Below are 10279 nucleotides of genomic sequence, written 5' to 3'. Positions count from 1 at the left end.
AACGATCAACAGACACCCCAACCCCCGCGAAGACAGAGCATCCGAACGCCCAGTGACACACGCCCGCGCCCCGTGCCGTTGCCGAGCCCCGTGCCGTTGCCGAGCCCCGTGCCGTTGCCGAGCCCCGTGCCGTTGCCGAGCCCTGCGTCGATCTTGCACTTATGGCCGCCCCTATTTGCGGAAATGTCGTGTTTTGAGGGGGGCCACAACTGCAAGATCGGCGGAGAGGGGGGTCGGGAGGCGTCAGGGGTTCTGCTTCACCAGCGGGAGCTCGGCCGTCGGGAAGTCGGCGAAGCCGGGGTCGTCGGCGCGCGGCGCCACCGGCTTCGGCGGGGTGCCGGCCGACACGGTCAGGGCCGCGTTCAGCAGCGGCAGCGCCGCCAGTGCCGTGGTGCCCTCGCCCAGCCGCATCCGCAGGTGCAGCACCGGGCTCAGGCCGAGCACGTCGCCGCCGAAGCGGACCAGGGGGTGGCCGCCGTGGTCGGCCAGCTGCAGCCAGAGCCGGCTCTGCGGTCCGATGTCGCGGGCCGCGAGGCCGGCCGCGATGCCGACCGGGCCGTCGATCAGCACCGGGGTGCGCCGGTAGGTGGCGCCGAGGATGATGCCGGTCGCCACCGCGATGTCGCCGCCGCCGACCGTGGCCAGCAGGCTGCGCGGGTCACGCGGCCGGGTGCGCACGCGGTGCAGCGCGTCGCGGACCGTGACGCAGCGGGTCATCCACGCCAGGTCGTTGATCGAACTCGACGCCGCCACCACCCGGTCGAGCAGCGCGGCCGGCTCGCCGCCGGCGGTGAGCGTGGTGAGCGCGACGGCCGCCGCCTCCTGACCGGTGCCGAGCGCGGCGAGCACCAGCACGTCGGCGCCCTCGTCGACGGCGGCCTCGGCGAGCTTCCAGCCCTGCGCGAGCGCCGCCTCCACCTCCTGGGCGGTGAGCGCGTCGCCGGTCTCCATGGCCGCCGACGGCGGGCACTCGACCGTGCTGATCGAGGCACCGGCCGCGCCGGCCAGCAGCGCCAGCGCCCCGACCCCCTCGTGGGCCTGCTCGAGGCGCCGGTCGACCGAGTCGCGGTCGTCGCCGGCCGCGGCGCCGCCGGCGTGGATCCCGTGCAGCAGCATGACCCGCGCCGACCGCCACGGCTGCGGCGCGGCCCGCCCCTGGGTGCCGCCGGCGAACCGGACGACGTCGGTGAGCGCGCCCAGCCCGGCGCCGACGAAGTCGAGCCCCTGCAGCTGGAGACCGGCCGCCGACGCGGTGGTCTCGTCGGGAACCAGGAGGTCGGGCCGCTCGGGGATCCCGGCGTCGACCTCGATCGGCACGATCGCGGGCCGCGCGACCTCCCCGCTGGTCACCGGCGCCGGTCCACCCTTGAGCCACGCGACCTGGCCCGCGACGACCAGCGCGACCCGGTCGCACGCCTCCGCCAGCGCCCGGTTGAGCTTCGCGAGCGCCGCCGCGTACACCGTGTCCCGTCCACCGGCGGGAACCGCCAGGCCCACCTCGCGGCTCACCAGCACCACGCGGCGCGCGGCGGTGCCGGCGAGGGCGTCGGCGAGCGCCCGGATGGCCTCGTCGGCATGGGACCGGTCGGCCCATCCGGACACCGCGTCGAGCAGCTCCGTGACCCATTCGTCGAGGTCGGCGACGAGGATCTCGTCGGACGCCGCGGCGCCGGCGAGACCGGCCGCCACCGCGTCGGGCTCGGTGACGTCGAGCCTCGTGGAGGCCGGACCGAGCAGCGTCTCGGCGAACTCCGCCTGGCCGGCGTCGAACCCGCCCAGTACCAGGACGCGCGTGGAGGACATGCCCGCTAGCCTATGGCCCGCGCAGCGGCGGTACCCTGCCGCCCCGGTACCCTTGGGCACAATCAAGTTCAGGGAGCGTGGCATGGCGTGGACGTGGCGGTACGAAGACGCGCAGGGCGGGGCGCTCGACGGCCCGAACGAGGCGTTCGCCAGCCAGTCCGACGCCGAGAGCTGGATCGGCCAGAGCTGGCGTGAGCTCAGCGCGCGTGGGGTGCTGCGGGTGGCGCTCTACGAGGAGAACCGGCTCGAGTACCGCATGCCGCTCACGCCCGCCACCACCGAGTGATGTACGAGGTCAGGGCACCCCGGAGCGCGTTCCGGCCGAGCGCCATCTTCCTGGCCATCGTCGCGTTGTTCGTCACCGCCGGGGTGATGCTGTGGCAGGGCTTCGGACACTCCGGGGTGAACGTCTTCCTGTTCGTGGTCGCCGGCTGGCTGGTGTCGCTGTGCCTGCACGAGTACGCCCACGCGCTCACCGCCTTCCGCGGTGGTGACCACGGCGTGGCCGGCCGCGGCTACCTGACGCTCAACCCGCTGAAGTACTCGCACGTCCTGTTGTCGGTGATCCTGCCGGTGCTGTTCGTCATCCTCGGCGGCATCGGGCTGCCCGGCGGCGCGGTGTGGGTCGACAAGCACCGGCTGCGCGGCAAGGGCTGGGACAGCTTCGTCAGCTTCGCCGGGCCGGCGATGAACATCCTGTTCGCGCTGGTTCTCACGGTCCCGTTCGCGATCGGTGTCGACATCTACGCCCACTTCGAGTTCTGGGCGGCGGTGGCGTTCCTGGCGTTCCTGCAGATCACCGCGTCGCTGCTGAACCTGCTTCCGATTCCCGGCATCGACGGCGGCAACCTCATCGAGCCGTGGCTCAAGCCCGACTGGCAGCGCGGCTTCGCCAAGGTGGCGCCGTTCGGGTTCCTGCTGCTGTTCGCCCTGCTGTGGGAGCCGCGGATCAACAACGCGTTCTTCAGCGTGGTCTTCGCGATCTCCAACGCGCTGGGTCTCCCCGAGGACCTCTACGGAGACGGCTTCCGCCTGTTCCGGTTCTGGCTGTAGCGCGGTTCGCGGTGCGACGCCCGCAGGCGCCGCACCGCGGACCCACCGTTACGGGCGCTGCGCCGGCACCTGGGTCTTCGACGGGTCGGTCGTCACCACGTCGCCGAGGGCCTCGTCGATCGCCTTCAGCATGTCGGCGTCGAGCGTGACGTCGAGCGCCTTGACGTTGTCGGTCAGCTGCTCCGGCCGGGTGGCCCCGACGATCGCCGACGACACGTTGCTGTTGTTCAGCACCCACGCCACGGCGAGCTGCGCGAGCGTGCAGCCGGCCTGGTCGGCGATCGGCTTGAGCTTCTGCACCGCCTCGAGCACCTCGTCGCGCAGCCACGACTTGATCATGTTGGCGCCGCCCTGGTCGTCGGTCGCCCGGGACCCGCTCGGCGGGGCCTGACCCGGCAGGTACTTGCCGGTCAGCACGCCCTGGGCCAGCGGCGACCACACGATCTGGCCGATGCCCAGCTCCTCGCACGTGGGCACGACCTCGGCCTCGATCACGCGCCACAGCATCGAGTACTGCGGCTGCGACGAGACCAGGTGGATCTTCAGCTCGCGGGCGAGCTCGTGCGCGGCCCGGATGTGCTCGGCCCGCCACTCCGAGACGCCGATGTAGTGCGCCTTGCCGCTGTGCACGATGTCGGCGAAGGCCTCCATCGTCTCCTCGAGCGGCGTGAAGTTGTCGTACCGGTGGGCCTGGTAGAGGTCGACGTAGTCGGTCTGCAGCCGCGTCAGCGAGCCGTTGATCGACTCCATGATGTGCTTGCGGCTGAGCCCGCGGTCGTTGCGGCCGGGTCCGGTCGGCCAGAAGACCTTGGTGAAGATCTCCAGGCCCTCGCGGCGCTCGCCCTTCAGCGCGCGGCCGAGAACCGCCTCCGCCCGGGTCCCGGCGTAGACGTCGGCGGTGTCGAAGGTGGTGATGCCCAGGTCGAGCGCGGCACGGACGCACGCGGTGGCGGCATCCTCCTCGACCTGGGAGCCGTGCGTGATCCAGTTGCCGTACGAGATGGCGCTCACCAGCATCCCGGAGCGGCCAAGGTGTCGGAATTCCATAATCTCCAGACCTTATCCACCTACCGGTCGACCCGCGTGATCAACAACGGGTCGAGCGCCGTGCGGCTCGGGTGCACGAGGTCGAGCAGCGGCCGCCCGTCCCGGTCGAGCGCACCCCAGTGCAGGCCGTCGGTCACCAGAAACGCGACCGGGTGCAGCACCACGCCCGTGTACGCCGTCGGCACCAGCAGCGCACCGGTGTGATCGACGACACCCGACCGGTCGTTGCGCCGCACCACCGCGTAGCCGCCGTCGCTGAACCCGTCGACATACCGGCCGTCGTGCAGCGCCGTCGCGAACCCGTCGAACTCCAGCGGGACGACCACCGCGCCGGCCGGGTCGACCGCGCCCCACCGGCCGGCGCGGGCCACCGCGGCCAGCCCGCGCCGGAACGGGCGCACCTCGTCGTACGACGGCGCGATCAGCTGGCCGCCGACCTCGTCGATGAGCGCCCATCCGCGGGCCTGCAGCGGCCGCACCCACGCGACGCCGCCGGAGAACGGTTGGGCGTCGGCGAACATCGGCGCGATCACGAAACGACCGTCGAGGGCGTAGCCCCAGTGGCCGTCGAACGCCGGTTCGGGCGCGGGCCGCACACCGAGGATCTCCTCGACGGGACGCGCGTAGGGGCCCCACCCGTGCTCGGCGACCTTCCGGAACACGCCGTCGAGCGCGACCTCGGTGCTCGCCAGCAGCCCCGGGTCGGGGTCGTCGCGCCGCAGCTCCAGCGCCTTCTCGAAGTGGGTCACCGCCTCGATGTAGCGGCCCTGGTCGAAGGCGCACTTGCCGGCGTGCTGGTGTGTCGCCGCGAGGGCCCGGTCGGGCAGGTCGGGGGAGAGGGCGTATGCGAACAGCCGGTCGGCCGCCTCGAACTCGCCGAGCCACTGCAGCACGTGCGCCAACCGCGTCTGTACCGCCGAGAGCAGCACCAGGTCGCCGACCGACTCGGCGTACGCGAGCGCGCGTACCCCGTCCGCTCTCGCCGGTCCCAGATCGCCGAGACCACGCGCGACCGCCGCGCGGACGCTGAGCAGCCGCGCGCGCGACCTGTCGTCGCGCGCGGCTTCGAGCTGCGCGGTGAGGCCGGCGCGGATCTCCTCGAACAGCGCGGTGTCGGCCTCGTCGAGGACCTCCCGCAAGGTGTCGGGATCGAACGTGTACCGGTATTCGGCCAGCAGCCGGAACGGATCGCGGTCACCCATCCGGTCACTACCTCCGCGAAAGTCGGGTGCGCCCGGTTCGACGCCCGACTACATTCTTCGCGGTCGCTGGCACCCCGCTCAAGGAGAGCTCCGTGTACCTCGCGCTGGCCCGGGCGGGCTTCCGGCGGCATGCGACCTACCGGATCGCGACCGTCGCGGGAGCCACCACGAACATCACGTTCGGGTTCCTGCGCTACTACACGCTTCTCGCGGTGGCCGCCTCCGCCGGCGGCTCCATCGCCGGATACGACGGGGCGAAGATCGCCACGTTCGTCTTCTGCAGCCAGGGCATCCTCGCCGTGGTGGCGCTGTGGGGCGACATCGGCGAGCGGGCCGAGCGCATCCGCAACGGCGACGTGGTGGTCGACCTGCTGCGCCCGGTCGACCCGTTGCGGCACCAGTTCGCCACCGACGTCGGCCGGGCCGTCTACCACCTGCTCACCCGGTTCACGTTGCCGGTCGCGGCCGGTCTGCTGTTCTTCCGGATGTACCTGCCGGCCGACCCGGCCACGTACCCGCTGTTCGCGGTGTCGCTGTGCCTGGCCGTCACGGTCTGCTTCGGCTGCCGGTTCATCGTCACGTGCTCGGCGTACTGGCTGCTCGACGTCCGCGGGCCGATGGTGCTGTGGTTGCTGCTGTCGGGCGCGGCGTCGGGCCTGTACTTCCCGCTGTGGCTGGTGCCGGAGCCGTGGTCGACGGTGCTGGTCTACGGGTTGCCGTTCGCGTCGATGGTGCAGGCGCCGATGGACATCCTCGTCGAGCGGACCGACCACCCGTACCTGATGGTGGCGACGCAGGCGTTCTGGGCGGTGGTGGTGCTGTCGGTCGGGCGGGCCGTGCACCGCCGCGCGGAACGGAAGCTGGTGGTGCAGGGTGGTTGAGGTCGCTCCGTACCTGCGGCTGTTCGCCGCGCAGACCCGGGCCCAGGCGCAGTACCGGCTGTCGTTCTGGCTCGACGTGCTCGGCTCGGTGGTGATCGGACTGCTCGACCTGTCGGCGGTGGTGGTGCTGTTCCAGGCCACCGGGCTGGTGGCCGGGTTCACGACGGCCGAGGCGATGCTGATGGCGACGCTCGCCACGGTCGGGTTCGCCACCGCCGACCTGGTCGTCGGCAACATGGACACCATCCGCAACCTCGTGCGCACCGGGCGCATGGACGCGGTGCTGCTGCGTCCGCTCGGGGCGCTGGGCCAGCTCGTCGCGACGGAGTTCGCGCCGCGTCGGGCCGGGCGATTGGCCGTCGCGGTCGTTCTGGTCCCGGTCGCGGCGGCGTGGTCGGGGGTCGATTGGACGCCCACCGGAACAGCACTGGTACTGGCAGCTTCGCTGGGCGGCGCCCTACTCTTCGGCGCGATCTTCACCGGCGCGGGCACGGTGGCGTTCTGGTGGATCGAGTCGGGCGAGTTCAGCAACAGTTTCACCTACGGCGGCCGGGACTTCGCGACCTACCCGATCACCGTGTACGGCCCGGCGTTCCGGAACGTCTTCGCGTTCGGGCTCGGGCTCGGTTTCACCGGCTACTACCCGGCGCTTGTGCTGCTCGGCCGATCCGACCCGCTCGGAGGGCCGGCCTGGTTCGGTTGGCTGAGCCTGCCGGTCGGGCTGGTGGCGTGCGGCGCGGCCGCCCTGCTGTGGCGGGCCGGCGTGCGCCGGTACCGCAGTACCGGTTCCTAGTGTCCCGAGTCGCAGGTTCGCGCGCAGTCGCGGATTGGGCAAAGCCGACATTCAGCTCGGACGGACCCCCGCCACCACTGTCTGTCACCCCAAATCCGCCCACTACGTCTGTGCCGGCCGCCTTGATCGTCGTCCGAGGAACGAACGTGAAGCCCCACTGCAGTTCCGTTCCTCAAACAACGATCAACACACACCCCGAAGCCCCGCGAAGACAGGGCGTCCGAACGCACAGTGACACACCACGACCGCAAACGAATCAACGACTCAGGACACTAGGAGGGGTGCCGCTGTGGCCGTGATCGAGGCGCGCGAACTGCGCAAGGACTTCACCGTACGCCAGCGTACGGGTCGGCTGCGACGGGAGAGACGCGTGGTGGCCGCCGTCGACGGCATCGACCTGACGGTCGAGGCGGGCGAGATGGTCGGCTACATCGGGCCGAACGGCGCCGGCAAGTCCACCACGTTGAAGATGTTCACCGGGGTGCTGTTCCCGTCGGCCGGCCACGTGCGGGTGTGCGGGTTCGAGCCGGTGCCGCAGCGGGTCGCGATGGCGCGGCGCATCGGGGTGGTGTTCGGCCAGCGGTCGCAGCTGTGGTGGGACCTGCCCCTGGCCGACTCGTTCGACCTGCTCCGCCACATCTACCGGGTGCCGGCGGCCGACCACGCCGCCCGGCTGGCGCGCTGCCGCCGTCTCCTCGACCTCGACTCCTTCCTCGACCAGCCGGTGCGCCAGTTGTCGCTGGGCCAGCGCATGCGCGGCGAGCTGACCGCGGCCCTGCTGCACGGTCCGAGCGTGCTGTTCCTGGACGAGCCCACGATCGGCCTCGACGTGGTGAGCAAGCAGGCGGTGCGCGAGTTCCTCGCCGACCTGGGTGCCGAGGGCGACACCACGCTGGTGCTGACCACCCACGACCTGGCCGACATCGAACGCCTCTGCCGCCGCCTGGTCGTGGTCGACCACGGCCGCATCGTGCATGACGGCACCCTCGACGACCTGCACTCCCGCTACGGTTCCCAGCGGCGGGTGGTGGTGGACCTCGACGAGCCCACCGACCCCCTGGACGTGCCGGGTGCCCTGCTGGAGGCCACCGAGAGCGGCGGTCGTCGCCTCACCTACGCGCTGACCGGCCCACCCGGCCCGCTACTGGCGGCACTGGCGGGCACGGGCAAGCTGCGCGACGTGGCAATCCTGGAACCCGAAATCGAGGACGTGGTGGCGAAGCTCTACTCGGGCGGTTGATCCACCGCGCACCTGCCACCGCGCACCTGCCACCGCGCACCTGCCACCGCGCACCTGCCACCGCGCACCTGCCGCCACTGCTGCGCGTCGGCCCGCGCACAAACGACGCTCGATCCGGTGCGCCCCGCGGGCGGGAAAGCGCACTGGATCGAGCGTCGTTTATGAAAGGCGGCCCCGCCCGCTACCGGGCGGGTCAGTCGAGCTTCTGGCCGATCTTGACGCGGGGCTTCGGCACGCGGAGGCGGCGGAACGTCAGGCCGCGCATCGAGGCGTACAGGTACAGCGAGGTCAGCTTCTGCGTGCTCTTCGGGAACTGCTCGCGCATCCGGCGCTTGACCTCGCGACCGAGCAGGATGCTGTCGACCAGCGTGCCGAGCGCCAGCAGGGCCCAGAGGACGTTCGACACCGCCTGGACGAGCGGCGGCATCGCGGCCGACGAGCCGATCAGCACGATCAGCGCGCCACCGAAGAACCAGGTGCCGATGGTGAGCCGCCGGTCGACCACGTCGCGCACCATGGCGCGCTCCGGGCCCTTGTCGCGGGGGAGGAGGTACCGGTCGTCGCCGGCCATCATCGCCGCGCGGCGCTCGGCACGGTCTTCGCGGGCCTTCTCGCGGGAGCGCTTCAGCGCCTCCTTGCGGTCGGCCGGCGGCGCGGTCGCGGCGGAGCGCGGGTTGGCGCTCGGCCGCTTCTTCGTCTCCTGGCCGAGCTCGCGCTTGCTCAAGGTGCGCCCCTTGGGACGCACCTCCTCGACGACCTCGACCGCTGGCTCGGTCTCTTCGACGGTCTTGCGTTTGAACAGCGACGGCACGCAGTCAGAGTAACCGAGCGTCGTTCAAGCGTTGTCGGCCGATTCAGCCTTTCTCGACCGACGCACCGAGGGCCGCCAGCTTGGCCTCGAAGTCCTCGTAGCCGCGCCGGATCAGCTCCACGCCGTAGACCCGCGAGGTGCCCTCCGCCGCCAGCGCCGCGATCAGGTGGCTGAACCCGGCCCGCAGGTCGGGGATCACCACGTCGTGGGCCAGCAGCTTCGACGGACCGGCGATCACCGCGGAGTGGGTGAAGTTGCGCCGGCCGAACCGGCACGGCGTGCCACCCAGGCACTCGCGGTAGGTCTGGATCGTGGCGCCCATCTGGTTCAGCGCGTCGGTGTAGCCGAGGCGTCGCTCGTACACGGTCTCGTGGACGATCGACAGCCCGCGGGCCTGGGTCAGCGCGACGACCATCGGCTGCTGCCAGTCGGTCATGAACCCGGGGTGCACGTCGGTCTCCAGCAGAACGGCCTTGAGCTCGCCGCCCGGGTGCCAGAACCGGATGCCACCGGTGGGGGAGTCGTCGATGTCGAACGCGCCGCCGACCTTGGTGTACAGGTTCAGGAACGTCATCATCTCGGCCTGGCGGGCACCCTGCACGTAGACGTCGCCGCCGGTGGCCAGCGCCGCGGCCGCCCAGCTCGCCGCCTCGATGCGGTCGGGGATCGGCCGGTGGGTGTAGCCGCGCAGGCGGTCGACGCCCTCGATCTCGATCACCCGGTCGGTGTGGACGTTGATGATCGCGCCCATCTTCTGGAGGATCGCGATCAGGTCCATGATCTCCGGCTCGACGGCCGCGTTGCGCAGCTCGGTGACCCCGTGCGCGCGCACGGCCGCCAGCAGCACCTGCTCGGTGGCGCCGACACTCGGGTACGGCAGCTCGAACTTGGTGCCCTGCAGCCCGTTCGGCGCGGTGATGTCGAGCCCGGACGGCGTCTTGTCGACGACCGCGCCCATCTCGCGCAGCGCCTGCAGGTGGAAGTCGATCGGCCGGCCACCGATGTTGCAGCCGCCCAGGTCGGGGATGAACGCGTGGCCGAGCTTGTGCAGCAGCGGCCCGCAGAACAGGATCGGGATCCGGCTCGACCCCGCGTGCACGTTGATCTCGTCGACGTTGGCGCGCTCGACGTTGGCCGGGTCGAAGACGAGCTCGCCGTGCTCCTCCCCGTCGGAGACCCGCACGCCGTGCAGCTCGAGGAGACCGCGGACGATCTCGACGTCCCGGATGGCCGGCACGTCGTACAGGCGGCTCGGCGAGTCGCCGAGGAGCGCCGCGACCATCGCCTTGGAGACGAGGTTCTTGGCTCCGCGAACGCGGATCTGCCCGCGCAACGGCGAGCCGCCGTGCACGACAAGGACGTCGGTGGTCAACGCAGCCTCCACCCGGAAACGGAAAGTCTGTGGATAACGCTCGGTAGTCGAACGGATCGATTCAGGTACCCGATCCG

Annotated in this window: 10 protein-coding genes; 5 read left to right on the top strand and 5 right to left on the bottom strand. The window is 71.4% G+C overall.

The genetic code is table 11. The features are described 5' to 3' along the window. Positions 1-243 precede the first annotated feature (243 nt). Positions 244-1803, bottom strand: coding sequence for a bifunctional adenosylcobinamide kinase/adenosylcobinamide-phosphate guanylyltransferase (locus tag Voc01_RS18390; protein ID WP_203928683.1), 1560 nt, complete (start codon positions 1801-1803; stop codon positions 244-246). A gap of 82 nt (positions 1804-1885) precedes the next feature. On the opposite strand from Voc01_RS18390, the gene Voc01_RS18385 reads away from it, so the two are divergent. Together Voc01_RS18385 and Voc01_RS18380 are read left to right on the top strand one after the other, a co-directional pair. Then, positions 1886-2089 carry a hypothetical protein gene (locus Voc01_RS18385; RefSeq protein ID WP_203928682.1) on the top strand — a complete coding sequence of 68 codons (204 nt, stop codon included), beginning with the start codon at positions 1886-1888 and terminating at the stop codon, positions 2087-2089. Continuing rightward, entirely contained in the window at positions 2089-2856 is a 768-nt protein-coding gene (locus Voc01_RS18380) for a site-2 protease family protein (RefSeq protein WP_203928681.1), read from the top strand. The genes Voc01_RS18385 and Voc01_RS18380 overlap by 1 nt, the downstream gene beginning before the upstream one ends. 48 nt (positions 2857-2904) lie before the next feature. Here Voc01_RS18380 and Voc01_RS18375 read toward each other — a convergent pair whose 3' ends face one another. Both Voc01_RS18375 and Voc01_RS18370 read right to left on the bottom strand, forming a co-directional pair. After that, positions 2905-3903, bottom strand: coding sequence for an aldo/keto reductase family protein (locus Voc01_RS18375; protein ID WP_203928680.1), 999 nt, complete (start codon positions 3901-3903; stop codon positions 2905-2907). Between the two features lie 20 nt (positions 3904-3923). Beyond that, complete coding sequence (locus Voc01_RS18370) at positions 3924-5105, bottom strand: WG repeat-containing protein (RefSeq protein ID WP_203928679.1); 1182 nt, start codon at positions 5103-5105, stop codon at positions 3924-3926. A gap of 92 nt (positions 5106-5197) precedes the next feature. Here Voc01_RS18370 and Voc01_RS18365 point away from each other — a divergent pair, with 92 nt between their 5' ends. The 3 genes from Voc01_RS18365 (at position 5198) to Voc01_RS18355 (ending at position 8019) form a co-directional block, all read left to right on the top strand. Beyond that, a complete protein-coding gene (locus tag Voc01_RS18365) occupies positions 5198-5986 on the top strand; it encodes an ABC transporter permease (protein ID WP_239160292.1) in 789 nt (262 codons plus the stop codon). Then, a complete protein-coding gene (locus Voc01_RS18360) occupies positions 5979-6779 on the top strand; it encodes an ABC transporter permease (protein WP_203928677.1) in 801 nt (266 codons plus the stop codon). Before Voc01_RS18365 ends, Voc01_RS18360 begins: the two co-directional genes overlap by 8 nt. A gap of 289 nt (positions 6780-7068) precedes the next feature. Continuing rightward, positions 7069-8019 carry an ABC transporter ATP-binding protein gene (locus Voc01_RS18355; protein ID WP_203928676.1) on the top strand — a complete coding sequence of 317 codons (951 nt, stop codon included), beginning with the start codon at positions 7069-7071 and terminating at the stop codon, positions 8017-8019. Positions 8020-8212: 193 nt separating this feature from the next. Here Voc01_RS18355 and Voc01_RS18350 read toward each other — a convergent pair whose 3' ends face one another. Further along, positions 8213-8830 (bottom strand): DUF3043 domain-containing protein, encoded by a 618-nt coding sequence (locus tag Voc01_RS18350; RefSeq protein WP_203928675.1) that lies wholly within the window; start codon positions 8828-8830, stop codon positions 8213-8215. Positions 8831-8873: 43 nt separating this feature from the next. Beyond that, positions 8874-10259: a UDP-N-acetylglucosamine 1-carboxyvinyltransferase gene (gene murA, locus Voc01_RS18345; protein ID WP_239160297.1), complete on the bottom strand. Its 1386-nt coding sequence runs from the start codon at positions 10257-10259 to the stop codon at positions 8874-8876. Positions 10260-10279: the final 20 nt, after the last annotated feature.

The sequence above is a fragment of the Virgisporangium ochraceum genome, assembly GCF_016863655.1.
Taxonomy (GTDB): Bacteria; Actinomycetota; Actinomycetes; order Mycobacteriales; family Micromonosporaceae; genus Virgisporangium; species Virgisporangium ochraceum.
This window is presented reverse-complemented; position numbering and strand designations above follow the sequence as displayed.